The following is a 25,617-nucleotide window of genomic DNA, read 5'->3' as shown; positions in this document are numbered from 1 at the left end:
AAAAAGCCGCTAAAATAGCGACTCTCAATGGGTTACCAGGAACGATGTGTGCACCTCTTCTAGGTTTTTGACAAGAACATTAATCCGGATCAATCTCAACTTGTCTCTTCTCGCAAATCATGCTCCATGAAGAGAATGTCTCGTTTCATTTCCTTCATGCCCTGTCTTGAAATCCGGCCAGTCTCGAACATGGACTGGATGTTGTCTCTCTCCAGCTGAATTCCGACCCGTGCCAGCTCCTGCATCGATATGCCGAAGTCTTTTCGGGTGTCGGCATCCCGTTCATTTTTGGTCAGACCCAGCAGCATACGTTCATATTGCAGAATCAGCGAGCTGACCATCTCCATATCCCGCTCGCCTTCTGCGAGCAGGACATTTAGCTGCTTAATGACATAAGTAACATTTTGAATTCTAAGTCTGTTCAATTCCGCCCTTCTTTCTCGGAAACTTAACCGGAATTGCTGCAGCACTCCGAGCACCTCGTCCCAATGTTTTACCGGGAACAGCTCTTTTTATAACTCGCATCTCTTGTATGCATAAACAAGAGTTGGTTAATTCGGTTAAGGTAACGGTACGCTGTGTACGGATTCACCTCTTTCTTTTCAAGTGCAAGCAGCGTATTCTCTCTTTCCCATTTCAGAACGGACAAGCCCAAGGATCGCTGTGCCTTATTTTTATTTTCATCTTTCTTAAGCGTTCGGATTCTGGAAGTATACGTATTGATGATCTGAGCGGTCGCAAGCCGGTTCTGGTCCGTGGTCAGTTCATTTAATCCGGTAACCACATTCCTCAGAATCTCAATTTTGGCCTGAATCTCATCCTCTTCCTGCTCCGTTTGTGTTTCTTTACCTAATATAAGCGGCAACAGATAGTTGGATGCCAGAAGCGTCCACAGGATAACGCCAGCCGCAAGGAAAATGATCAGATCCCTGGCCGGAAATGCAGTGCCATCATTAAGAAAAAACGGCAATGACAACGTACTCGCCAGTGTGATCGTTCCCCGGACTCCCGATAGGCTCAGGATAAGCGCATTCTTCAATCTATGCTTCCAAGGTTCGCTCTGTTTGGGTCCTTTAGAAATATCCATCAGAATAGCCCAGATGAGACGCAGCCCAAGTACAGCCAAAGTCAATACCAGTGTATACATAATGACTTTAAAATTCCCTATTTCCGGGTTACTCCAAATCCTCTGGATAATATCAGGAAGCTGTGTTCCAAGCAGCAGGAAAACCAGTCCGTTCAACACAAAGATAATGACCGACCAGGTGCTTTTGGATACAACACTCAGCTTGGCTACCTCGGGGTTCATTTTCTTGTAACCCAGAGAATGTGCAATCCCTGCGGCGACGACGGCGAGGATACCGTTGACTCCTAATTCCTCCGCTGCCATGAAAATCAAAAAGGGAGTCAAAATCTCAATCAGCATATGGAGCGTGACATTCTCCATCCCCAGTTTTCGTAACCACTTCACCACACCATATTTTACAAAGGTAAGCAGAAGGCCGAGTACAACACCCCCAAGTGAAATGGAGATAAAGCTGATACTGGCAGATTGGAGTGAGAACACACCAGTGACCATTGCGGCTACGGCAAATTGAAATGAGACCAGCCCCGATGCGTCATTTATTAAAGATTCTCCCTCAAGAATTTGCATCGTCTGATGGGGAATCTTCACTTTCTGCTCCAATGCACCCGCGGCCACAGCATCGGTAGGTGCTAGTGCAGCCGCCAATGCAAAGGCTGCCGCCAGCGGGATGACCGGAAGCAGCCAATTGAGGAAATAACCCATCACGGGGAGATCATGTTCAAGGCTGTCAAAGATGACGTTGAGTTTATTTTCGGAGATAGCATTACATCATTGAAGGAAGAAAATAATGGCGTTGAGGTAGCTTTCAAAGGAGGACAAAAGCGCTCGTATGACCTGGTATTCGGCTGTGATGGTATTCATTCGGCCGTCAGAAAATTGTACTTCGACGAGGAGGCGGAATTTTCGCATTTTCTTAAAACGTATTTCTCTATCACGATTGTGGATAAGTTGTTGATCAGGGAGAATACGACACAGATGTACAACGAGCCGGGTAAGGCGATCATGCTGAACACCTATAACAATAAAACCGATATTGTCCTCTGCTTTTCTTCGGAGAAGGAACTCCCCTACGAGTACCGAAATGCCGTCGTGGACAAAATTTTTATTGCTTCTTTATACTCACATTTCTGATTTTTATTATTGAATTAACATTATCTTGATCTACAATATATGGTAAATCTAAATCAAACTCTTTTAGTAGCATATGACTCTCTCCTTAAATCCCTTTCATGGGCGTTGCCTTTGGTGTTCTCCCTCTTATGAGTCAGATACTTCTTCCGTTTTTAACTCACTCTTTGCGATATCAATGAAGGCAGCCATTGATGGAGAAATCCATTTCTCACGATGCCAGAGCATCTGTGCGGAAAAGGATACATCCGATAAATCCCATGATAAAGCAACTAGTCTTCCCTCTCTTAATTCTTCCTTCAAAGCCCTCTCAGGTAACAGTGCAATACCAAGACCAGCCACAGCACATTGTTTAATTGCTTCTACACTATGAAACTCCAGTTCTGTCAAAGCATTGGCGCCTTTTTTATTAAGGACTGGTGAAAATGAGTAAGATAAGGGCAATTTTTTTCACTCAACAAAAAGTGCTGTTTATGAAAGTCATCAATGCTCAATGAGGAGCGAGTTGCTAAAAGATGATCTGGAGAAACCACCATTTTAAAATACTCCTCTTTCAAAAATTCTGAATGAAGGTCTTTGGCTGCAACGAATTCATCCAATACAAATATCACATCTGCAAGCCTTTCTCTTAGGCTATTTCTAAGCTCTTGTCCTGACAAGGGACGAAACAAAAGACGAACGTCTGGAAAGTCTTTGCGGAAACGTTCAAGTGTTTCTTTCCTTTGATGCGAATGACTTGATTACCATGTTACGTACAGGAAGAAGTGGAGACATTAGCGATAATCCCGTCGATCGGTACAACTTCGAGCAGGCATTACGTAAAATCTCCTCTCCTGCACTCGTTATGCCGGGGGCAAATGATTTGTTTTTCACCCCAGAGGATTTATATAGTCTCATTGATTTTGATCAACAATTTCTTTAATACTTGCTTCTCCTCGTCGGTAAGGACTTGAACGATTTCTTCCTCCACCTTTTGAAAAGAGTCTTGAAAGTCTTCAATCAGTTCAACCGCTTTTGGCAATACGTATATATTTTTTTGCCGTTCATTATTGGCCGGGATTTTACGTTCGATGAACCCTTTTTGCTCTAGACCTTGAAGCATACTTGTAATGCTGGCCCGACTTAAATGAAACCGATCAGCAAGATCCATTTGGATAATATTTTTATTTTGGTTCTCGTTAATATAGTCAATTACTTTTCCTTGTTGAGCGTTTAACCCCAGCTCTTTTATACTCTCGTCTGCTCTTTTCTTTAACTTAAGACCGATAATCTGAAATAAATCTAGATAAGGTGTTTCCTTTCGGGATTTCATCATCGTCCCCCCTTTGATTGTTAGTTATCTAATTGTAAGTAAATAAACTATACAGCGATCCTATTCGCTTGTCAAAAAACATCAGTCTATTGACAGTTAGAAAACTAACAGTTAACATTCAAATTGTTCAAATACAACATTCAGGAGGAATTCAGATGGAGAAGTTAACTCAAACTGCTGCGTTAGAACAAGTTACGGCGATTACAAATGTACGAATCTTTGATGGAGAGCAAATCATTGCGCCTAGACATGTTGTTATTAAAGGGGAGTCTATTATTTCAGTCGGTGGCGACCTTCCAGCCAATGCAAGGATTATCGATGGAGAAAATGCGACTTTAATGCCTGGTCTGATTGATGCACACGTTCACACCTCGATCGGCGGATTACGAGATGCCCTAAAATTCGGCGTTACCACGGAACTCGAAATGAACGGCGATTTTACTCAAAGAGGGCGCGAAATCCAGTTAAAAAACGTGAATGACCTCGCAGATGTGCGTTCTGCTGGCACAGCGATCACGGCTCCGGGTGGTCACCCGGATGAATTACTACCGGATGGAGATGAAATACCGGAATTCGTATTAAAGGAATTAGCGAAGTTATCGGAGGCAGACCGGGAAGCCATGTTAGCCGCTTACGCTCACGATCATGAAGAAATACCGCAAGTGACAACGGTGGAAGAAGCGATTAAACATGTGCATACCCAAGTCGAGAATGGGGCCGACTATATTAAGATCATGATTGAAGAAGGAACGGTCATGGGTGCACCTGGCCTGCCAGTATTAAGCGACGAGATTCTAAAAACAGCCGTGACAGAAGCCCACAAGTTCGATAAGCTGGTCATCGCCCATGTCTTGACAGCTCTTTCATCTCAACAAGCCATCGATTTTGGAGTCGACGGTTTGGGCCACTTGTTTATTGACAGACCCGAGTACACCTCCGAGTTAGTGAAATCTATAGCGAGTTCAGGCGCATTTGTTACTCCGTGCTTGGTGTTGAATTCATCGATTATCGGAAATCCGGCATCCGAATTGGCGAATGATCCACGTGTTCATTCCAAATTAAGTTCAGATTGGATCGATATTTTGAACTCAAGCTTCAATACGTTCCCCCAAGGCAATATGGAGAACAGCTTTAAAAATGTGATGGATCTTCACCGTGCCGGAGTTGATATTTTGGTAGGGACGGATGTCGCGCCGGTTCCCGTACCAAATCTGGGCGGCCTTGCTCATGGAGCAAGTGTCCACCACGAAATGCAGCTGCTGGTGAAGGCCGGGTTCACTCCGATCGAAGCTCTGCAGTCGGCTACTTCGAAACCGGCCCGTTGCTTTGGTCTTCATGATCGCGGCCGCATTACCGAAGGTGCACGAGCAGATCTCATTCTCGTTGACGGTGATCCAACAACTACGATTTCGGATACCTTGTCGATCAAATCCGTATGGTTCAATGGATCGCACCAAGTAGGTTAATCAGACTCAATCTGCCTGTACAATAAAAACTAAAACTCCGTGCCAAAGCACGGAGTTTTAAAGTTTAAGCATCTTATTTCTCTGGATATGGATCAATCATGCGAATCGTGCCGTCCGGGTTGTACGTCAACTCGGCAAATTTTACGCAGCGCTTGTAATCAACTCCGCCGGAAAGGGAACAATCGTGATAGAACAAATACCACTTTTCCTTGAATTGTACAATTGAATGATGTGTTGTCCAGCCCATGACTGGCGGCAAAATGGTACCTTGGAACGTAAACGGACCCATGGGATTGTCACCGATGGCGTACACCAACTTGTGCGTCGTTCCTGTGGAATAGGACAAATAGTATTTTCCATTATATTTGTGCATCCATGGTCCTTCAAAATATCTGCGATTCTCGTCCCCAGCGGTCAACGGATTTCCTTCCTGATCCACGATGGATATCTCCAGCGCCTCCGAAGCCATTGAGAGCATATCTTCACTCAGCTTTGCAACTCTTGGGCCGATCGCCGGAGAACCCGGAGCAGGGCCCTCCGCATGTTCCACATAGCTTCCAGTCTGCCATTTTTCCAACTGTCCCCCCACAGGCCACCAAAGAGCATATAGGCCTGCTGATCCTCGTCCACGAATACAGCGGGATCAATACTGAAGCTGCCCTGAATATATTGCTCCTCTGGCTTGAACGGTCCTGCTGGAGACGACGACGTAGCCACGCCGATGCGGAAAATGCCATCATGGTCCCGTGCCGGGAAAAACAAATAGTAGGTGCCTTTTCTGTATGCGGCATCCGGTGCCCACATCTGACTGGACGCCCAAGGGACATCCCTCACATGCAGCACCTCGCCATGATCCGTCACGGGTGAAGCCGTGTCCGCCATAGATAGCACATGATAATCCTCCATCTTGTACTGATCTCCATTGTCATTTACCGGACCGTCGTGATCCAGATCATGGGATGGGTAAATATAAATGCGACCCTCGAACACATGCGCTGAAGGATCAGCAGTGAATATATGCGTAACTATAGGTTGATGCGGTTTAGGTAATTCGGACATACAAATGTCTCCTTCCAAAAGATATGCACTCCCGAGTTTCTCTTCGAGACTGCTATGGATCAAACGAAACGGTATTGATCCGCTCCAGCTTACTTGGGTACAGTGATTCGCGCGACACGCTGATAGGCTTCCTTGGGGCGATGCAATTCATCGAACAGGAATGGCCAGTTTTTCCGTCCTCGGACTGGGAAATTGTCCAGCCATGTGTAATCGTCGGCAGCCCCCCAGAATGTTACAGCGCTAATATGTTCCTTATATTCGTGAAGCAGGCGGAAGATGGATTCATATCGCTCAGCTTGTAATTCTAGCATCTCTTGTGAAGGCTGAACTAGATCTGTCCGCCTGTCTTCAAAGCGAAATACCGATACATCCAGTTCGGTGAGCTGAAGCTGCAGGCCAAGCTGCGCATAACGCTCAATCGCGGTGCGCATATCATCCAGGGAAGGATCATACAGATTCCAGTGTGCCTGCAGGCCAACACCATGAATTGGCACGCCTTGATCGAGTAACGAACGAACAAGCCGAAAGATGCGTTCCCGCTTCTGCGGATTGGATTCGTTATAATCGTTATAGAACAAAAGCGCCTGTGGATCTGCCTCATGGGCGAATTCGAACGCTTTGGCAATAAAATCCTCCCGGCGATATCCAACCATTTGGATGGCCGCAGGAGCGCGCTTTCGTCATCTGCATCATCGGAAATAACCTCGTTCACGACGTCCCATGCATAAATAACGTCCTTGTATCTGCCAACAACGGTCTGAATGTGCTCCTTCAATCGCTCCAGCAATACATCGCGCTCCACCAGTCCGCCAGTTTCATTCTCGAACAGCCAATCCGGAGTCTGGTTATGCCAGACCAGTGTGTGACCGCGCAGCGCCATGCCTTGCTCTTTGGCAAAGGAAGCGATCACATCCGCATCCTCAAACGTATACAGTCCCTGCTGTGGATGCACACTGGAGAATTTCATTTCATTTTCTGCCGTTAGGCTGTTGAAGTGATATGCAAGCAATGAACGCTGACTTTCGATCGTCTTTGGATTCACTGCTGCTCCAATGTGAAAGCTATCCTTGTACAGGTCCTTCAGTGGAACCTCTTCTCGAAATGAACCCATGATTTCCCTCCTCTATTATTTCTAATTGACTAGCAGTTTAGCTCTTGTTATTGGCGGATTAGATCGAGTATTCGAACCAGTCGAATCGGGCAGGTGCACTGCTTGCCTGACCATTTCCGGTAGCATATAGTCCGACCACCGCCCCGGTAAAGCACATTTTGTGAACAAAATCCTCCGGGGAAATGGCTTGTGCCGAGCCTGAACCCAATACGGTCCAGTTCTGTCCGTCCTCGGAACAAGCCAGCTTATATTCCTTCTCTGTTGATTCAATTCGGAGCGATAGCCGCTCCGTTACAATCTCGCTCTCATGAACCGTGTTCGACTCTCCCCGCACCGTCAAGCGAGCAAAGAGAACGTTTCGTCCTTTCAACCGCTTAATTCCAATCTCATAATGTGCGTCCTCATCCCGTCGAACGCACAATCCCGCTTCTTCTCCATCGGCAGTTGGCATGAATGAAAGGCAGGTCGTAAAACTGGCATGACTATGCTGCTGCCTGCGACCTACAAACGTGATCTGACCGATGTCATCAAGACTTCCCGCCTGGCCATACAACGTCAGGTAACCTGGTTTTTCCGTAAGCATGCATACTCCTTCTGTCGGGTTGCGCACAAACATCCATTGCAACCCAAGCTCACCGTCGAATTCTTCCCGGCCGACAATGATGGCTGTATCGCTCTCAGGCAAGGAAGGCGATGCCACTGGCAAACGTTGGACCTTCATATCCAAACTCACTAGTCCTTCATTGTTGTCAATGTGCGGCCACCCCTCGTTCCAAACAACCGGTGCGAGGAAGGTTTCACGTCCAAGCACGCTATATCCATCCGCTGTCAAACGCACGCCAAGGAAAACGGCCCACCAGTCCCCATTGTGATCCTCCACCAGATCGGCATGACCCAAATACTGAATCGGATGATCCAGATGGCGATGGGTCAGAATGGGATCAGGATAGCGTTCAAAAGGACCATAAGGTCGATCGCTTCGGCCGATGATCTCACGATGCTCCTTAGCCGTCCCGCCAGAAGCGGACATCATATAATACAAGCCATTAATTTTATACAGATGCGGTCCTTCGGTCCACGGCCCGCCATCCCCATGCCACACAACTTGTGGCTCAGAGAGCGCCTCACCCGTGGCGATGTCGATCTCGTACTGGATGGCATGAGAATCGTAATCGGCGCCTTGTTGAGCGGTCACGTATACTTTGCCATCATCATCAAAAAACAGCGATGGGTCGATTCCCCCATATGGGATGCGAATCGGATCAGACCAAGGGCCAGCAGGGTTGGTTGCCGTAACGTAGAAATTGCCAATGCCTCTCACATCTGTCGTAATCATATAAAATGTTCCTTCATGGTAACGCAGTACAGGAGCATAAATGCCGTCTGAGCTTTTCCGCCCGGTCAAATCAAGCTGACTGACCCGATTCAACACATTGCCAATCTGCTCCCAATGAATGAGATCCCGGCTCCGAAAGATCGGCACTCCGGGAAAATATTCAAACGAGCTGCAAATGAGGTAAAAATATTGTTCCGCCTTTACGATGCTGGGATCCGGATAGAATCCGGGAAGGATTGGGTTGGCATAACAGATGGTATTCGTTTCGAGTTGTTTCATCTATTCCTTCACGCTCCCTACATTTAGTCCCACAACAAAGTATTTTTGCATAAACGGATACACCAGCAAGATCGGTACCGAAGCAACAATTGTAATCGCGGCTCGGATTGAAATCGGTGTAACCTGGGTGGAATGTTCCATACCCACACCATTGGCTACCGATGGATTGCTATTGGCATTCATACTGGAAGACAACAGCTTCATCAATTCATATTGCAGCGTGCTCAGCTCTTGACGCGAAGATGTGTACAGGAAAGCATCGAACCAGGAGTTCCACGCACCTACCGCAACGAAAAGCGCGATGGTTGCCAGCACAGGCTTGCACAGCGGAAAAATGATTTTCCAGAAGATTCTGAAATCTCCCGCACCGTCGATTTTTGCTGATTCGATCAGGCTTTCGGGAATCGTGTAAATATAAGTACGGATGACGATCAGGTTGAACGCACTGATCAGCGATGGTAAAACATACACCCAGAACGTATTGATTAAGTGAAGGTCCTTCATCAGGAAGTACCCCGGAATAAGCCCTGCATTGAAATACATCGTAAGTACAAAAATGGTCGTAATCAGTTTACGGAAAATATAATCCCGCCGGCTCAGCGTGTAGGCAAGCATCGTGGTCAGGAATATATTCAATACAGTGGACAGAACTGTACGCGCCACGGACACCAAAAACGCGTTATAGATCGTGCCTGACGCAAATACGGCTTTGTAATTTTGCATCGTGAAATCGCGGGGCCATAAATAAAGCCCCCCTCGGATGGTGTCGTTCCCTGCATTGAACGAAACGACAATCGTGTTAAGAAACGGGTACAACGTTACAATGACCAGCAAAATCATGAAAATCGTATTGAAGGTGTTGAACAGAAGTGGTTCGATACCTCTGCCACCCGGGCGGCGAACGGAAAGTGCCGCTGTATTTCCAGAACCAGACAATGGTGTTTTTTTCATCATTATAAAAGCCTCTCTTCCCCAAGCCGCTTGGCGGTCCAATTCGCGATGAGCAACATGGTAATGCTGACTACCGTTTTGAATATACCGCCGGCAGTAGCGAGCGAATAGTTGCCCTGGGCGATCCCGTATTTGAGTACAAAGATATCAATGGTCTCCGACCAGTCAACAACCAGTCCGTTGCCCAGCAAATATTGAACCTCAAAACCTGCTTCCAGAATATGTCCGATAGACATAATCAGCAGGATGACAATGGTAGGCTTGATTCCCGGCAAGGTGATGTTCCACATTTTTTGATAGCGATTGGCTCCATCAATGTCAGAAGCTTCGTACAACGCCGGATCAATAGAGGCTATGGCTGCCAAATAAATAATCGTGTTCCAGCCGACTTCCTTCCAGACATGGGACCCCGCAACAACTCCCCAGAAATATTTCCCTTCGGTCAGCCAGAGAATAGGCTCATTGATGAGATGCAGCCTCATTAAAATATCATTAATAATACCATCGGATGCAAGTGAGGTCGCTACGATGCCAGTAACGATAATCCATGATAAAAAATGGGGCAGATAAGAGATCGTTTGCACTGTCCGCTTCCACATGACCTTTTTGATCTCATTAAGCAGAAGGGCCAGAATAATAGCGGTTACAAATCCCAAAATTAGATTGATAACACTCATGGCCAGCGTATTACGCAGCACACGCAGGAAATTGTCATCGGTGAATAAAAATTGAAAATGCTTGAATCCTACCCAGGTTTGCTGGGAGAAGCTTCTCGCAGGCTTATAATCCTGAAAAGCCATTGTCCAGCCCCAGACAGGCACATAAGAAAAGGTGATAATATACGCGAGCAAAGGAACAGACATCCAGATCAGTTGTCTCTGCGCTTTGATGTTCTGCCAGGTCAGCCGTCTAATTTTCGGTTTTTTCTTTGGGCTGAGCGGCTTGCTGCCCACTACAATTTCCTCCATAATATCAAGCTCCCTATCCATCTTTATATTGTAAGGAAAAACGTCTAGCGACACATTTCCCACTATGACAATCCGCGCCCAGTGACATGTTTCTTTGAAAAATCAGGAAGGAAGGTAACCTTCCTTCCTGACAGCAACTTCTTATTTCACAGACCAGTTATCGATTCTCCACTGCAATACTTCATTGATGCGGCCTTCGAATACCTTGATATCCAGCTTTTGAATTTCGGAAACGTATTCGCTCCACACACTGCTGAATTCGGATGTGTTGGCCAAAATCGCTTTCGGCAAATATTTGGTTGATAATTCGTTCAGCTTCGTATTGGCGATTTTAGCTGGAGAGCCCTCAACCAGATCGACGGACCAAGCCGGGTAATAGATTGGGTTTTCCGGCGGATCACTGAAGAACTCTATAAAGCTGTTTAATCCATATGCATCCAGAACTTCCTTATCAAACGGTTTCAAGCTGGCCTGATATTCTTCCGGCTGATTGCTTGCTGAAGTGGCGTTGCCATCGCTGAAATAACCTTCCATCTTCGGTGCGGTTCCATAGAAAGCGTCTGCTTTGTTGGCCAGCTTCCAGGCCGCATCCGCAGCATTGTCGCGCTGTTCTTGTGTTTTCATGAAACGACCTTCGTCATTGACGTAATAGTCTTGATCCTGAATGCCCCAAGTGAGCGTCTTTTGCCAATCTTCTTCCATAAGCTTGTCGAGCGCTTTAATGATTTTCACAGGGTCCTTGGCACTTACCGTAATGCCGTAACCATTGTTCAGGTTAAGCGCTGCGCGATCGCGATAGTAGTCCTTTGTGCTGCTGTCGTATACCAGTGGGAAGCCAACGTATGTGCGTTCGATTTTGTCCTGCGTTATCAAAGAATCTTCCGCACTGCCAAAGTTCCAATGCTGGTCGAACATGCCGAGCACTGCGCCGCTGGACAATTTGGCCATGTACTGATCGTAGTTCTGGGCAAAAGCCTCCTTGTCGAGCAAGCCTTGTCCGTTAATTTCATTAAGCTTTTCATAGTATGTTTTGGCATAATCCTTGTCTGCAAAGATCTCTGCCTTGCCGTCGTTTACAACGACGCCCCCATCATTCGGATGACCGATCAAATGCTGTGGCGGGTTCAGCAGCCCCCAGTTTTTCCAGTCATAGTTCAGCACTTCAAAGCCAATGGTCGGCTTGCCGTCGATAGTAGGATACTTCTCCTTGTATTTCGCGATCAGATCAAAGTATTCGTCCAGTGTTTTTGGTGTTGGATAGCCAAACTCTTTCAACACAGCTTTTTGAATCCAGAAGGCAGGTCCGCTGTAGTAGGTATCTGACACCTCACCGTTGTAAGCACCGTAGTTAGGCAAGTAATAGATATGTCCATCGTTAGGGTCCTTCATCTGGTTCCAGTATTTCTCGTAATGCTTCTTCAGATTAGGCGCATGTTCCTCGATCAGGTCCTCTAGAGGAATGACCGACCCTGCTGCTGTCAGCTTGGTATCCGCAGAGATCAAATCGGGATAATCTCCTCCGGCAATCATGACGCCGAGCTTTTGGTTTTTGTCGCCGGCCAAAAATTCAAATTTGAATGTAACGCCAAGCTCTTCCTTGATTTTTTTGTAGATTTTGTTGTCAGCAGTTGGCTGTTGTCCGGCCTCGTTCAGGAATACCGAGATTTCTAACGGATTATCAGCACCAACCTCACTACCTTTACTGCTTTCCTCTCCGCTGCCTGAATTGCCACTTGAGCAACCTGCTAGCACAACGCTCAACGACAATAACAGTGTTGCCCCCATACGGAAAATTGATTTTTTACTGTCCCCCATAAAGCACCTCCAAAGTTTGATCTCACTGCATGAAAGCCCTTTCATTTGAATAATTTAATTATAAATTTACATCACTATGGAAACTATATTCGAATTATAGCTCTTTCCGAGAAAAGCTCAGGTTTTCTTGTATTCATTAGGAGACATGCCCATGCGTTTCTCAAATTGTTTTAAAAAATGATGGTAATTGGCGTATCCAACCTGTTCCGAGACCTCGCTATTTTTGTACTGATTCTTCTGCAGCAACCGACACGCCTCCTCTACCCTCAGGTTATGAAGCAGTTCATTGAATCCGATTCCATTTTTGCGAATCAACAGTTGCCCTAAATAGGCCGGATGCAGGAAGAAACGTTCCGCCAGCATCTTAATGGTCAATCCCTCCCGGAAATGTACATGAATATAATCGTTGATATCCTGTACAATACCCTGTGCTTCGAAGACGCTCTCTTTAAGCAAAAACTCAAAGCAGACTCTTCCACACGCATGCAACATGCCAACTAAATCATCAAAGGTTAACAGTGCTTCATCCAGATCCGGTATTTCGAACAAACGGTAATTCTCTGAATCTTCTGCCATTTGCGCCCTCATATAAGCCCGAATTTCATGAAGAAGGTAAATCACAAATTTTCGGGCTTCATCCGGGTGAACCCGCATCTGTCGAAAGGATTGCTCAATAAACTCCACAGCGGACTGGAAGTTGGCGTAATCAATGAGCTGAAGTGCTCCCAGTACTCGCTCGACCAGTTCGACCTGTTTGTTATGCCTTTGAAAATCGTGGTGCTGGAGATCGGCATAATCCATTATGCTGTTCCCTTGCATTTCATAAAAGGCGTGCAGCAGCGCCTTCTCTGCTGTTATTCGGGAGTTGCTGATAAGATGAAGAGAGGATTCGGTTGTGCCAATCGCCATATATGTACGAAAGCCCGCCAGACGGCGAGCCAGTGCTTCTAATTGTTTTCTTAAATTCCCGCTCGTTCTCTGAGGTTCGGAGGAAACATCGCCGAACACAATGGACACGAGATCATTTCGCAGACGAATGATATAAATGACATGTTGTCCGCTCAGAACCTCTGAAGCAATACTAATCAAGCGGCCAACCTCTTTCTCGGACACCTGAACCAGGCACACATTCCAGGATTCAGCTGACCGGGACAGGGACTCCATGAGTTGAGTACCTTCTGTAGACAGCACTTTGCCCATCAAAGCTTCCTTCATCGTCAACATTTCCTGCTCTCTCAATGCAATCTGTCCAATATAAAGCTGCTCTTGCTCCTTCATTAGTTCGATGCCCATCATGCGAACCTCGGACTTCGCCTGTTCCTCATCCAATGGTTTTAACAGATAACCGGAAACTTTGAATTTAAGCGCTTTTCGCGCAAACTCAAAATCGCTGTACCCCGTAAGAATAATAAACTTGGTCGACCAATTCCCTCGATGTCGCCATTCTTCAATCATTTCTAGTCCATTCATCACTGGCATATGAATATCAACCATAACAAGATCCGGCTTAAGCTCTTCCATTCGTTGCAACCCTTCCACCCCGTTGCCGCATAAAGCGCATACCTCAAAGCCAAGACTTTCCCATGGAATCCACAGCTCCAAGCCCTCTAGCGCCCATGGCTCGTCATCAATCAGCAGCACTTTAAATGCCATTGTCCCTACCTCCTTTTGCTCCCTGATACTCCAGCAGTTGTAATGGAATTTCGAAGGATACCTCTGTTCCCTCACCTATTCTGCTCACCAGGTTAAAGCTCACTTTATCGTCATAATACAATTCAAGACGACGATATACGTTGCGTATGCCAATATTACTTCCTCCACTCTCCTCTTTGCTCCGCATATGATACAGAACCTCTTGTAGCCGTTCCTTATCCATGCCTTTGCCATTATCGGATACAACAACACGCAAGCGCTCGCTTACAACTTCTGCTTTAATCTTCACATAGCCAAGTCCTTCAATGGCTTGAATTCCATGTTTACAAGCATTCTCGGCCAACTGCTGGATACTCATTTTTGGAATTCTATACTGCCTCGCCTCATCGCTAATATCAATGTAATATTCAAACTTATCTCGAAAACGGAATTTTTCAATTCCCATATACATGACCGTAAAACTCATTTCCTCTTCCAGAGTGACCACATCATCCTTCCAATTCAACAGGCGGCGAAGCAACTTGGAGAGGTCCTTAATAATATCTTTGACATCCGCATAATTGTTTTTGGTGCTGACCACCAGCAGCGCATTAAGTGTATTGAATAAAAAATGAGGATTCATCTGGCTTTGCAACAAATTTAGCTCAGCGCGAATGCGCTCGGCCTCCTGACTCCGCTGCTGAATTTCAAGCTTGTACACATTATTGATCAGGGAATGGATCTGCGCGGTCATCATATTAAAATTACGAATTAAATGACCTATCTCATCCTGTCCACCATCAATGTTGATCAGATCAAATTTCTCGTTCCCCACCTTTTGCATATGTCTGGACAGACGCTTTACTCGATAATTGTATGAACGCAGCATGACATAGATGAAGATGGAGGTAACCAAAGTAATGATACCGGCCAACATGCCGAAATAAAGCTTCATGGAGAACATCGCTTGTTTGACACGTGTTTCCTGAGGCACGCCGATGAGCTTCCAACCTTTCACATAGCTGGCATTACCAATCGGAACGATATGTAGATCCTTTTCCGCTACCTTGCTCATATCGAACAACGCATAATCACTGTCTACCTCGCCCTGATACTTGTCATCTGCAGACACAATAATCTGATTCTTGGCGTTGACCAGATACAGGTCCAGCGAACTTTTCTCTCTCGCAATAACGTCATAGAATCGATTAAGGTAAAAATCAATCCGCACCAGCTTCTCGTAAGAATTGTCTACGTTGTAATAGTCCATTTTTTCAATCACACTAAAATATGATGAGGTCGCCGCGCGATCATTCGCCGCCTGATCGCGATAAGCGAGCACACTCAGTGATTCCCCTGCCTTTTCCCATTGTCTGAACCAGGCACTGGCATACATTGAGCTGTCCAAATAATAATAATCTCCTCCAGACACGATGGTTGGGTTATTCGTGTAGATGCCGATTCGCTGGATCTGATTGTTCACGGGTATATAAGATGTCACCCTATGGCGAAGCTGTTCATCGAACGTATTGTAGAAATCCAGTTGACCATTGTACACACGATCCATGGATTCGGACAACAGCTTGTCCGTGATTAAGGCGTGACTGACAGCGATACCCCCGTCAATCATGGTGTGAATGTCCTTTCTAGCCCGCTCCAGCGATATTTGCAAATTCTGTTCTTCCCGTTCCTTGATCAGCCCTGACATACGATCCATGAACAAATAATTGCTTGCAATAATCGGAAGCAAAATACCGATAACATATATCAGCGTAAACTTGTAGTTCAAAGGAATATCGTTCACGATGCCGCGCAATCGGAATTTCTTAAACATGTCTTCAATCGCCATCCTTCATTCGTTACTTGTCGAGTGGATCTATGGTTGTTTCCGATATGCAGAAGGAGCCATGCCCGTCATGCGCTTGAACTGACTTACAAAATAGTCAGCATTGGGGTACCCTGAGTTGACCGCAACTTCGGCTATGCTGGAACAGCTCTGACGCAGCAGTCTCTTGGCCTCCTCGATCCGTTTATCATTCAGATATTCCCGAAAAGACTTGCCAGTCTGCTGTTTGAAGGCTTGCCCCAAATAATTGGCATTCATATGAAATTTCTGTGCAAGTTCTTGAAGCTGAAGCTTCTCCCGAAACTCATGGTTAACATACTGCACCACACGAAAAATGGTGCTGCATTCCTTTTCTTTCCGCTGCTCCTGCAAAGCTCTCAAAGCGTTGAGACTTAATAAAAGTGCATATTCCCGAAATGCAGGAAAGGATTCAATGTCGGTTAAGACGCCCAACGTATGTTGTAACTGCAACACAAACCTCTCCACATCTCCATCCAGCTCCTTCAGTTGCTTGAGAACTCCCATTTCAAGGGCAAGCAATTGCACCCGAACATATTCTATATCCGACGCAGGAAGCCCTGAGTCTGGATTCACCAGCAGTTCATGTACCTCTTTCTCCAGTCCATCCTCCTGACCCGTTAAAATGATTCTAAACAGGTTAGTCAATGCTTTTTGGTTCACAGTCGCCATGCTGCCATCCCTTGGCAGATCTTGATCGCAAATAATGCCGCTCCCTATCTGATAACGCTTCCATTTTAGCGCAGAAAATGCTTTTTCATAGGCCGTCCGCATAGCAACTACTCCACCTGAATGATATGCAAATGCCACAATAATTGTTGCTTGACTGGAGTACATCTCAAACAGGGTGCTCCCTAACCTCTCAAGCCAACTCAGAGAATCATCCATTTCAGCAGCAAAGACCCCAATTCTTCCTTCAACATCCATATAAAGTTCGTAGTGCTGAACGCTAGCAATACGCTGTATCTGTGACTTGATGTCCTCATGGCAAGCATCTGTTTCAATTAAAAGGCAGGCCATGTTCTCATGACCTTCCATTTGCATAATACTTTTCACTTCAGCTTGCAGTTCACTGCTCTCCTCACCCCGAAACAGGCGGTTGAACAAACAGTTTACATATAAAGTGCGCTCGTGTTGATGCAATTTCTCTGAGGCAAGCTCGTTCTGAATTTTACGACTCATCTGTTCTAATACGTTTTCAATCTCAACCTCATCAATGGGTTTGAGCAAATAATCCTCTACACGCTGTTCCAGCGCTGTTTTCGCATAATCGAAGCGTTCGTATCCGCTTAATATGACAAATCGCGGCGGTTTGGCTAATTTTTGTATAGAACGATCAATCAGTTCAAGTCCGCTCACCGAAGGCATATGAATATCTGTAAACACCAGGTCTGGCTGAAGATCCTCAATAATGGCCCAAGCAGCGTTTCCGTTCTCGGCTTCTCCACAAATTTGAAAACCGTATTTGTTCCAATCTACCATTGTTCGCAGACCTTCCAGTACCCATGGCTCATCATCCACCAACACAACATTCATCATTCTTGTTTCCCCGTTAATAGTGATGAATAATCTGCTTTTACCTTGGACACAAACATGGATCATTGCACACTGGAAAATGTTTATCTGTAGCTTTATGTACCCATTCGAAGATTATTCAGGTTCAGTTCAGTCATTGTACACCTCAATTAGCGACTTTTATATAAGCATAACATCCGCGAAAAGAAAACCAATACTTCAAACCAATTCACCATAATTTTTAAAGAAAATGCTTTAATTTGAAGAGTAACCCAGCTTGTATGCACGCCCTGACAACTGATCTAATGTCTATGAGCAAGGATGTTGATCAGCTTACCAAATGGATCTCGGACATAGAATCGACGAACGCCCCAGGGCTCATCCGTAAGATCATATTCTATTGTGTAACCAGCACTTTTCATGCGTTCATACACTACATCAACATCATCGACTTCAATCGAAAGATCAGGTGTAGGTGTATTGGAGCCCCCTTGAGTGGCGATACTTATTTGAACGTTCTCCTTTCCGAGTAATCCGTATGTTTCAATCCAACCATGATTCATCAATAAATCAAGTTCAAGCACGTCTTGGTAAAAGCTTTTTGCTGCTGAAATGTTCTGCGTATTAATATTAGCGACAATTCGTTTTACCCTCATTTTCAGAACCTCGATTCAAATCGTATATTCTTCGCAAGCCCAAAGCCAAATCCTTATTTTACATTATCATCTAGTACCACGTTATTCAATTGGAAACCAAGAAATCGGTTTTGAATAGGTTTTGTGATCCCTAAATGATTGTATGATACCTGGTTAGAATCTGATGTGTCGAATAGAAACGCAAAAGACCTTAGCTCGCTGTAATTTTTACGGGCGCCAAGGTCTTTTAAATTTGTTATTAATTACATATTTAGTTAAAAATGATACATCTAATTCTCAGCTATTTCGATTCAAGAATGTATCGATTCCATTTCTGCTGCCAGGCTATATCGTCCCAGAAGGGATGATGCGGCGCACAGTTTGAGCACAGAGTCATTCCCCAGAAGCCAAGAGTCATACCTTTTCGTATTGCGTACTCTGCAATAAATTTCCCGACAGGCCCTTCCTCAAATCCGGCTAACAGCGGCGTATAACCGACATAACCTTCTCCAATAACGACTGGTAACCCGGAATGAACGGCCCATTCGTGAGCTTCCTCCAAGCGCATATCTGCCTTTTGCAGCATAGCCAGCTTATGTTTACCATAATGGTCGTATAAAAAAAGATCCCATTTATCCGGCTCCACCCAGTCATGCAGATAGAGCAGTCTTAGCCCTACCGGATTGCCTTCCATCCTCCATTCCTGGCCGCGCGGCAGCGTATACTCTTCGAATGGAGGCGCATCCTCCCGCAGGATCGATTGGACGAGCATGCCCGGAAAAGGCGCCTGCTCATCATCCAGTCCGGCTGCTTCGGTTAATTCATTCAATACCCCTTTGATATACAGATGGAAATGTGCAACCTGTAAATTTCCCGCTACATAGCATTTGGGATATGCTTCGTTTAATGTATAGCTTGCTGTCATCAGGATATCCGGATGGACCCTTCTGAGATATCTGACAGCCTCTTCAATATACGGCTGCATGGCTTCCACAAGTGCTGGTATATTGGATGGGACAATACCTTGAGTGATTCCTATGGCGGTCAATTGCCCGAACTCCACCTCATTATGCAGCTCCGCATAGATGATCTGTTCCTCGTATCCTTCCGCTTTTAAATAGCGGATAAGCTGATCCAGGGATTTGGCAATAGCCATAAACCGGTTCTCCGGAGCGATGGCAGCCAGCTCGTCACGCAGTGCGGGAAAGGTCAGGAAGCTGGGGCTCTGTTGATATTCCCACGAAGATAACATGATATAACAACCATGGGCCTTGGCCTGTCTGAACAATTCTAGCAAATGAGCATGCCCGTCCAGCACGGCGCCGCCCCGGCAGTTGTACCAGCGTGTTCGCTGCCCGATCTCTCCAAGGCTGCCAAAGTGTAGCGGGCCTGGCCGCTTGCCTTCCGCCGTGAACAGTAAGAAAGGCATCGCACAGATTCGGATCGTATTGTAGCCTCTCTCCACCGCTTCCTTAAATCTTGCCTCAAGATCGCTGTACGGCTCTCCCGGTAGGGTCATGGTGTACCAGGAGAAATCCCACATGGTGATGGTCAGTTTGCGCGGCAACCTGCCAGGCACGACATCCATTATCATCACACCTTCTTTTTGTTTTTAGCAATACCGTTTTCTTTCTCTATAAGCCAACCAATGGACAATATCTCATTGATAATGGACTATCAAGGTTAAACTCCTTCGCGCAATTGCCGAGGATACCTTCTATGGACCATCGCCCCTTGATGATTAGGCTCCATTTCGAGAACCAACTCAAGTTCGGTTTCGGCTTCTTCATCACGGCCAAGCCCCAGAAGTCCCAAGCCTCTCATGTACCGGCAATGGATTACATTGCGACGGTTCAGGTCATCTTCAAATACCAGAAAGTCTGGCAAGGATACGGCAAAGTAATCCATTTTGATGTCATCAAACATATGCTTTTCAGCATAATCAATCAGTTTATTGAAACAGCGCTTGGCTTCCTTCGCGTTATGAAGCTTCAACCAAGCCAACCCCTGATAGAAGATCATCTCTGGCGGCTGATCGTTGTAGAACAACGCACTTGTCGGCTCAGCAAGGCCCTGTGAAGCTGTGGTGTAACTGGAGATGGCTTCTGTTTCCCGCTGCAGACCTTCGTAGACCATGCCGAGATAATAATAAATATGATTCTCCTGAGTTCCTTCCAGCTTTCCTTCACCCAAATTCAACGGATAAACTAATGCTTGTTTTAAATGCTGAGCTGCTGCTTCATAATGACCGTTTTGCAGCGCTTGTTTACCAAGCTCGGTATGAGCCAACTTATATTGCCCTGTCACTTTCCCCTCTCCACCTTCCCAAGGATGGAAATTGCGCTGAGACAAGGCAGCAAGTGCTTCTTGATAACATTCAGCATTGTTTAGCAGGGTTACGTATTCCACATACAGATCATCCCGTTTCTCGACCAGATCTTGCCTCTCTTCAAGGATATGGAGACGTTCGTCTGCTGACCACGCGAGCTTCTTACGAAGCTGATCCAGTTCAAAGAAAATACGACCATCATCCGGTGCACAGGCAAAGGCCTGTTCAAGCGAAGTCAGAGCTGCTTGCGGATTGTTCTGTTTGTTGTAATAGGCCAACCCCAAATTGCGGTGTACAGTTGGATAATCATCTCGCAGTTCACGTGAACGCTCCCAGCTCGCAATCGCCTCGATAGGCCGTTTCTTATCATAATAGAAGTTTCCGAGATAGTAATGAGCCCTGTCGTCCTTCGGATTAGCATGAACAGCACTTTCCAGTAGCTCAAGTTCAAACAACGTGTTCGGGAAACAATAGGTTGGATTGGCCGAATGTCCCTTACGGCGAGCTTCATGAGCATGTTCATGTTGTCCGGTACGTTCATATAATTCACCTAGTGCATAATACAGCATGGGATAGACGGATTTTTCCAGGTTCACAATTCTTTCCCCTACGGAAATGGCTTCTTCATAGAAACCGCTGTTCATATAGTCTGCGATGACATGCAAATAGTTGTGAGCATCATTTCTCATCAATCGCTGCAATTCAGAGAGAATACTTTGTGCAGCAGCGTTATCCCCTAAAGTCGTAAGAGCCAAGGCCAACTCATTATATGCTCCAAAATCCGCGACATCCAGTTCAATGGTCTCAAGCGCATATCCTTTTGCTTTATCAATCAGCTCAAGCTTGCGCAGCAAAGCGGCTTTCAGATTACGTGCTTTGTAGTTTCGTGAATTACGGATGAGTGCACGCTCAATCTGCTCCAGTGCCTCGGCGTACTGGCCTTTCATGCTGGAAATCTGAGCTAGAGAGAAGTACCCTGCATCCTGCCACGCTGCCGACCATACCGATTTGTGAAAAGCAGTAAAAGCTTCATCCAAACGGCCTTGGCCACGAAGGGCTACTCCCAGCTGATAGTAGGCCTCGCTGTCATATGGGTTCGGATTGCGCCAGGTCAAACGCTCGATTGCTTTGCGGAAATATTGCTCGCTGTCTACATATAATCCACGGCGAAGCAGTAGGGTTCCATAAGCTACATTTAATCGGATATCACCGCTATCCCGATTCAAGCCTTCCAGATAGTAGGCTTCGGGCTCAAACGTAGCATGCCGGTATTGCTCCAAATGCTGGCCCGCCAAATACAGCTCTTCGGTCGAACGCAGTTGTTCTGGTGCTGTCAGTGGTCTCGCAGCTTCGGGGACCTGCTCAATATCCGGACGTTTCGGTTGATAAGAAATCAGTAATCTGCCTTCCCTATTTCGGACGGAAAGCTTCAAATCATGCTCCTTCTCCCGCTTTCCAGCGGTACGACCTTCAGATATGCATCTACCGGGGATAATTTAACGGTCTCTTGTACATACCGGGTTGCTGCTCCACGCAACTCCACAATGGCATGTTCAAGTGCAGAGGTTGCATATACCCTAATCACTGCCTCTCCGGCTTTAACGTCAACCTCCAGATAGACGGCTGCTTCAATGGAGGCATTTTTTACGACACCTATGTTTTTGTAAGGCATGAAATACTGGCTGAAGGTCTTCTCCTCGTAAGGTTGAAGCCAAGTGAAGTCTGGCTGATTGTCTGTGTACACTCCAGTCATGAGTTCAATGTACGGGCCATCCTCATCCGTCAATTGACGGTCCGACGCCTGACCGAACTCTCCGTTCCCCAGGTCCACTGTTTCTTGCCGGGAGAAATATGATGATTCGCCACATGCAGCAATCCTGCCTCTGCACTGTGATCATATGCACCGACGAAATTATAATCGGATTTGTAAGCCATATACGAAGTCGGAACCGGGATGTTCTTATACCGGGAAATATCTACGCCTTCCGAATAATCCTGTTTGTAATAGGTTCCGGTAGCGATAGGGAAACGCGAGACATCCCTTTTGCCATGATCAAATACAGCCGTTACGTCTGGAGGAAACACGGATTGCGTATATTCATTAACCGCTACAGCCGGATTTGCCCACCACAGGAAGGTCTGCGGCTCAGATGTCCGGTTGTATAATTGAGCATTGATCTCCAAGTAAGCCTTGTCCGGATAGAGCTTGAAGGCCACTGTAACTTTCGTGCCGTACATCCGGTCAATCTCACTTACCCATACTGTAGCACTGCCATCTTCCGTTGCTTCGTATTTGTATTCAACCGGACCGAACGTATTGGGGCGGTGATGCTGGGGCCAGTTAAATTCAATTCCCCCGGAGATCCAAGGACCGGCAAGGCCCACCAACGCAGGCTTAATGACGCGGTTATAATAGACGAAGTCATAATTGTTCGTCTTATCAAGCGCGCGGTAGATTCTGCCCCGATATCCGGCATGATCTCAATACGGATATATTGATTTTCCAGAATAACCAATTTGTAATTTTTATGATGCTTCACGTCCGAGATACTCTCAATCACTGGATGCGGATACACACGGCCGGAACTTCCCTGATAGACTCTTTTCTCCAGAAACATAGGGTTGGGGTCAGCTTCACCCGCCTCATATGTAGGTATCAACACGTTTGTTTCCCACACTTGAACCTGACTGGATCCGGTTGATTTCTCCTCCAGTGTACGATCCACAGCCTCATGCTTCATGTTAGAACGGCCTCCCTTATCTTGATAGTTATACTGTATCTTCTGGCAAGAAAGGTTCCAATTGACGAAATGCGGGAAGTGATGGATTATATTCTTATTCTGATTATTAATTACGGGGGTAACTGGAATGAGTCCTGATCATATACGCAAGCCTGAAGGATTTGTAGAGGAGAAGTTATATGTACTTCCGGAATATTGGATGAGAGAACTGGAACAGGAGGAACTGACTTCCACCTTATTTATTACGGATATCGGTTATTTTGCTAATGCTCAATATCATTTCAGGGAGCGTCTGGAAGGCAGCTCGTCACATATTTTCATCTTTTGCGAAGCGGGAGAAGGATGGGTCGAGCTGAATCATGGAGAACGATTAATCATGCAGCAAGGCGATATGGTGATAATCCCACCCGAAACTGCACACCGTTACGGGGCAATGCAGGAAGATCCATGGAGTATATACTGGTTTCATTTCAAAGGAAGTCATGCGAATAGATTGGTAAAGATGTTTGGTTTGTCTAACGCTTCACTCTCTTTATCACCAAGCGGCAAAGCCCGTTTAATGGAATGGTTCGTACCTACCTATGAAATGCTGGCCGAGCGGACATACGCCCTGACTACCCATGTACATGTGGCCCAAACTACAAGACAGCTGCTCTCCGGGATTGGTTTGAATGCCATCAAATCGGCACAAGAGAAGAAACGTGAAACTTATTTGGAACAGGCGATTCAATACATGAATGTACATATGAGTGATTCTATTTCTCTTACGGAATTGGCTAATCATGTCGGGGTATCGAAACAGCATCTGATCTTTCTATTTAATTCTGAAACTGGCATCGCTCCCATTGAATATTTCCTGCGGCTCAAAATTCAGCGGGCTGGTCATCTTCTCGATCTTACCGAGCTGAGCATCAAGGAAGTCAGTTCGGCAGTAGGCATTAGTGATCCCTATTATTTCTCTCGGCTTTTCAAGAAGATATCGGGATTCTCCCCTTCCAGCTATCGGAAGATTCCAAAAGGTTAGTCCGCAGAAATCCCCCTTCTTTCCTTGATTACACACAATAAAAAAACCGTTGAATCTTTGAATTAAAGTTCAACGGTTTTAAATTCAACTAGGATCAACATATTCTCAATTAAAATCAGGATCAGACTGCGTATGTTGAGACGTGTGATGCGAGACTTTTTTAACTAATAGGAAGTACGTGAGAATCGCAACGAGACTGGTCATTAATAAAGTGAGTCCTAATGGGACCGCAGTGTCTTCTCCTGCAATACCTACCAGAGGAGCCACCAACGCGCCTAGAAGAAAGGGAACAACGCCGAGCAATGCTGCTGCACTTCCGGCCATCTTGGCTTGGCTCTCCATGGCAAGTGGGAATGCCGCAGTAGACGTAATACCTATGGAACAAACAAAGAAGAACAATGGAATGACCAAAGCGAAAAGCGGGCCATGAGCTATAGTTACCACCAGAGCAGCAACGCTTGCCACTAAAGCAAGCCACAGTCCAGATAATAGAAGAGTCTGCTCAGGTATACGCTGTGCCAATCGACCTACGATTTGGGAACCGATGATCAAGCTGATTCCGTTTGAAGCAAACAATATAGCGAATACAGTAGGTGTGACTCCATAAATATTTTGGTAAATAAACGGTGTTCCTGCTACATATGCAAAGACCCCAGCCGTCATGATTCCCTGTGCCAGCATGTAACCAACAAACTTGCGGTCACGTAGAAGCGTTTTGTAGTTCCCCAACTGTTGTTTGAAGTCAGGGGCCATACGTCGTTCAGGTGGGTTTGATTCCTTCAAACCCCATTTTGTCATGATTAATAAGAAAATGCCCAAAACTGAGAGTGAGATAAACACACCAATCCATGTCGTGAATGAAAGAATGCCACTTCCAGCGATCGGTGCTGCCAAAGGCCCCAAATTCCCTACAAGCAAAAGTAGAGAGAAGAATTTAGTGAGTTCATGTCCACTGTAAAGGTCTCTAGCTATCGCACGAGAGATGACAATCCCTGCTGAAGCCGCAAATCCTTGAGTGAAACGGAACAAAATCAATAGTCCGATATTAGGAGCAAAAGCGCACGCCAAGGAACAAATAATATAGGCTGCCATGGAGATTAACAGCGGTTTACGTCTCCCGTGAGCATCACTCAAAGGACCCATAACGAGTTGTCCCATACCTAGCCCTAATAAACAAGCTGTAAGACTAAACTGTACGAGTGATGCGTTTGTATTGAAGTTTTTTGCAATCTCAGGAAATGCCGGTAAATACATATCAATCGTAAATGGACCTAAGGTTGAAAATAAACCCAACAACAAGGCCAGGCCATATACATTCCAATTATTACTCTTTGTCATTATTCTATAAATCTCCAATTCATTACT

Annotated in this window: 16 protein-coding genes and 4 pseudogenes; 3 read left to right on the top strand and 17 right to left on the bottom strand. The window is 45.9% G+C overall.

The features are described 5' to 3' along the window. Positions 1–95: 95 nt before the first annotated feature. A complete protein-coding gene (locus tag ACTWJ7_RS17990; protein ID WP_443145714.1) occupies positions 96–425 on the bottom strand; it encodes a hypothetical protein in 330 nt (109 codons plus the stop codon). A 68-nt stretch (positions 426–493) separates the two neighbouring features. Further along, positions 494–1,789 (bottom strand): cation:proton antiporter, encoded by a 1,296-nt coding sequence (locus ACTWJ7_RS17985; protein ID WP_443146391.1) that lies wholly within the window; start codon positions 1,787–1,789, stop codon positions 494–496. Positions 1,790–1,801: 12 nt separating this feature from the next. Between ACTWJ7_RS17985 and ACTWJ7_RS17980 the strand changes: the two genes are divergently transcribed. Further along, positions 1,802–2,218, top strand: a complete 417-nt coding sequence (locus ACTWJ7_RS17980; RefSeq protein ID WP_079348990.1) for a hypothetical protein — start codon at positions 1,802–1,804, stop codon at positions 2,216–2,218. A 126-nt stretch (positions 2,219–2,344) separates the two neighbouring features. Here ACTWJ7_RS17980 and ACTWJ7_RS17975 read toward each other — a convergent pair. Both ACTWJ7_RS17975 and ACTWJ7_RS17970 read right to left on the bottom strand, forming a co-directional pair. Then, positions 2,345–2,874, bottom strand: a pseudogene (locus ACTWJ7_RS17975) (substrate-binding domain-containing protein). A 224-nt stretch (positions 2,875–3,098) separates the two neighbouring features. Next, positions 3,099–3,527 carry a MarR family winged helix-turn-helix transcriptional regulator gene (locus tag ACTWJ7_RS17970; RefSeq protein WP_301878377.1) on the bottom strand — a complete coding sequence of 143 codons (429 nt, stop codon included), beginning with the start codon at positions 3,525–3,527 and terminating at the stop codon, positions 3,099–3,101. Positions 3,528–3,682: 155 nt separating this feature from the next. Here ACTWJ7_RS17970 and ACTWJ7_RS17965 point away from each other — a divergent pair, with 155 nt between their 5' ends. Continuing rightward, positions 3,683–4,993: an amidohydrolase family protein gene (locus ACTWJ7_RS17965; RefSeq protein WP_301877065.1), complete on the top strand. Its 1,311-nt coding sequence runs from the start codon at positions 3,683–3,685 to the stop codon at positions 4,991–4,993. Positions 4,994–5,066: 73 nt separating this feature from the next. On the opposite strand, the pseudogene ACTWJ7_RS17960 reads toward ACTWJ7_RS17965, so the two are convergent. The 12 genes and pseudogenes from ACTWJ7_RS17960 to ACTWJ7_RS17905 all read right to left on the bottom strand — a co-directional run bounded on the left by ACTWJ7_RS17960 (position 5,067) and on the right by ACTWJ7_RS17905 (position 23,228). After that, positions 5,067–6,052, bottom strand: a pseudogene (locus ACTWJ7_RS17960) (glycoside hydrolase family 43 protein). Positions 6,053–6,141: 89 nt separating this feature from the next. Continuing rightward, positions 6,142–7,163: pseudogene (locus tag ACTWJ7_RS17955) on the bottom strand (endo-1,4-beta-xylanase). 58 nt (positions 7,164–7,221) lie between these two features. Then, complete coding sequence (locus tag ACTWJ7_RS17950) at positions 7,222–8,778, bottom strand: glycoside hydrolase family 43 protein (protein ID WP_301877068.1); 1,557 nt, start codon at positions 8,776–8,778, stop codon at positions 7,222–7,224. Then, on the bottom strand, positions 8,779–9,732 hold the full coding sequence (locus ACTWJ7_RS17945) for a carbohydrate ABC transporter permease (protein WP_301877069.1): 954 nt from the start codon (positions 9,730–9,732) through the stop codon (positions 8,779–8,781). After that, entirely contained in the window at positions 9,732–10,697 is a 966-nt protein-coding gene (locus ACTWJ7_RS17940) for an ABC transporter permease (RefSeq protein ID WP_301877070.1), read from the bottom strand. Before ACTWJ7_RS17940 ends, ACTWJ7_RS17945 begins: the two co-directional genes overlap by 1 nt. 141 nt (positions 10,698–10,838) lie before the next feature. Next, a complete protein-coding gene (locus ACTWJ7_RS17935) occupies positions 10,839–12,512 on the bottom strand; it encodes an ABC transporter substrate-binding protein (protein ID WP_301877071.1) in 1,674 nt (557 codons plus the stop codon). A gap of 117 nt (positions 12,513–12,629) precedes the next feature. Then, positions 12,630–14,165 (bottom strand): response regulator, encoded by a 1,536-nt coding sequence (locus ACTWJ7_RS17930; RefSeq protein ID WP_079348998.1) that lies wholly within the window; start codon positions 14,163–14,165, stop codon positions 12,630–12,632. After that, positions 14,155–15,978 (bottom strand): sensor histidine kinase, encoded by a 1,824-nt coding sequence (locus ACTWJ7_RS17925; protein ID WP_079348999.1) that lies wholly within the window; start codon positions 15,976–15,978, stop codon positions 14,155–14,157. Before ACTWJ7_RS17925 ends, ACTWJ7_RS17930 begins: the two co-directional genes overlap by 11 nt. A 42-nt stretch (positions 15,979–16,020) precedes the next feature. Continuing rightward, positions 16,021–17,547 (bottom strand): response regulator transcription factor, encoded by a 1,527-nt coding sequence (locus ACTWJ7_RS17920; RefSeq protein WP_301877072.1) that lies wholly within the window; start codon positions 17,545–17,547, stop codon positions 16,021–16,023. Positions 17,548–17,825: 278 nt separating this feature from the next. Next, on the bottom strand, positions 17,826–18,179 hold the full coding sequence (locus ACTWJ7_RS17915) for a VOC family protein (RefSeq protein WP_079349000.1): 354 nt from the start codon (positions 18,177–18,179) through the stop codon (positions 17,826–17,828). A 280-nt stretch (positions 18,180–18,459) separates the two neighbouring features. Then, a complete protein-coding gene (locus ACTWJ7_RS17910; protein WP_301877074.1) occupies positions 18,460–19,746 on the bottom strand; it encodes a cellulase-like family protein in 1,287 nt (428 codons plus the stop codon). Between the two features lie 95 nt (positions 19,747–19,841). Continuing rightward, positions 19,842–23,228: pseudogene (locus tag ACTWJ7_RS17905) on the bottom strand (DUF5107 domain-containing protein). Between the two features lie 127 nt (positions 23,229–23,355). Between ACTWJ7_RS17905 and ACTWJ7_RS17900 the strand changes: the two are divergent. After that, a complete protein-coding gene (locus ACTWJ7_RS17900; RefSeq protein ID WP_301877076.1) occupies positions 23,356–24,252 on the top strand; it encodes an AraC family transcriptional regulator in 897 nt (298 codons plus the stop codon). A gap of 105 nt (positions 24,253–24,357) precedes the next feature. Here the strand turns inward: ACTWJ7_RS17900 and ACTWJ7_RS17895 are convergent, their stop codons facing one another. Next, positions 24,358–25,590, bottom strand: a complete 1,233-nt coding sequence (locus ACTWJ7_RS17895) for a multidrug effflux MFS transporter (protein WP_301877077.1) — start codon at positions 25,588–25,590, stop codon at positions 24,358–24,360. Positions 25,591–25,617: the final 27 nt, after the last annotated feature.

Origin of the sequence: Paenibacillus sp. 1A_MP2 (assembly GCF_052244825.1) — a bacterium.
Classification (GTDB): domain Bacteria; phylum Bacillota; class Bacilli; order Paenibacillales; family Paenibacillaceae; genus Paenibacillus; species Paenibacillus vandeheii.
The sequence above is the reverse complement of the archived record's forward strand: the minus strand, read 5'-3'. Positions and strand labels throughout refer to the sequence as shown.

Excerpts from the sequence above, each read along its gene's own strand:
- ACTWJ7_RS17985 (WP_443146391.1), bottom strand. The coding sequence starts at position 1,789 with ATGGGTTATTTCCTCAATTGGCTGCTTCCGGTCATCCCGCTGGCGGCA.
- ACTWJ7_RS17915 (WP_079349000.1), bottom strand. The coding sequence starts at position 18,179 with ATGAGGGTAAAACGAATTGTCGCTAATATTAATACGCAGAACATTTCA.
- ACTWJ7_RS17980 (WP_079348990.1), top strand. The coding sequence starts at position 1,802 with ATGTTCAAGGCTGTCAAAGATGACGTTGAGTTTATTTTCGGAGATAGC.
- ACTWJ7_RS17900 (WP_301877076.1), top strand. The coding sequence starts at position 23,356 with ATGAGTCCTGATCATATACGCAAGCCTGAAGGATTTGTAGAGGAGAAG.
- ACTWJ7_RS17895 (WP_301877077.1), bottom strand. The coding sequence starts at position 25,590 with ATGACAAAGAGTAATAATTGGAATGTATATGGCCTGGCCTTGTTGTTG.
- ACTWJ7_RS17945 (WP_301877069.1), bottom strand. The coding sequence starts at position 9,732 with ATGATGAAAAAAACACCATTGTCTGGTTCTGGAAATACAGCGGCACTT.
- ACTWJ7_RS17965 (WP_301877065.1), top strand. The coding sequence starts at position 3,683 with ATGGAGAAGTTAACTCAAACTGCTGCGTTAGAACAAGTTACGGCGATT.
- ACTWJ7_RS17970 (WP_301878377.1), bottom strand. The coding sequence starts at position 3,527 with ATGAAATCCCGAAAGGAAACACCTTATCTAGATTTATTTCAGATTATC.
- ACTWJ7_RS17925 (WP_079348999.1), bottom strand. The coding sequence starts at position 15,978 with ATGTTTAAGAAATTCCGATTGCGCGGCATCGTGAACGATATTCCTTTG.
- ACTWJ7_RS17920 (WP_301877072.1), bottom strand. The coding sequence starts at position 17,547 with ATGATGAATGTTGTGTTGGTGGATGATGAGCCATGGGTACTGGAAGGT.
- ACTWJ7_RS17935 (WP_301877071.1), bottom strand. The coding sequence starts at position 12,512 with ATGGGGGACAGTAAAAAATCAATTTTCCGTATGGGGGCAACACTGTTA.
- ACTWJ7_RS17950 (WP_301877068.1), bottom strand. The coding sequence starts at position 8,778 with ATGAAACAACTCGAAACGAATACCATCTGTTATGCCAACCCAATCCTT.
- ACTWJ7_RS17910 (WP_301877074.1), bottom strand. The coding sequence starts at position 19,746 with ATGGATGTCGTGCCTGGCAGGTTGCCGCGCAAACTGACCATCACCATG.
- ACTWJ7_RS17940 (WP_301877070.1), bottom strand. The coding sequence starts at position 10,697 with ATGGAGGAAATTGTAGTGGGCAGCAAGCCGCTCAGCCCAAAGAAAAAA.
- ACTWJ7_RS17930 (WP_079348998.1), bottom strand. The coding sequence starts at position 14,165 with ATGGCATTTAAAGTGCTGCTGATTGATGACGAGCCATGGGCGCTAGAG.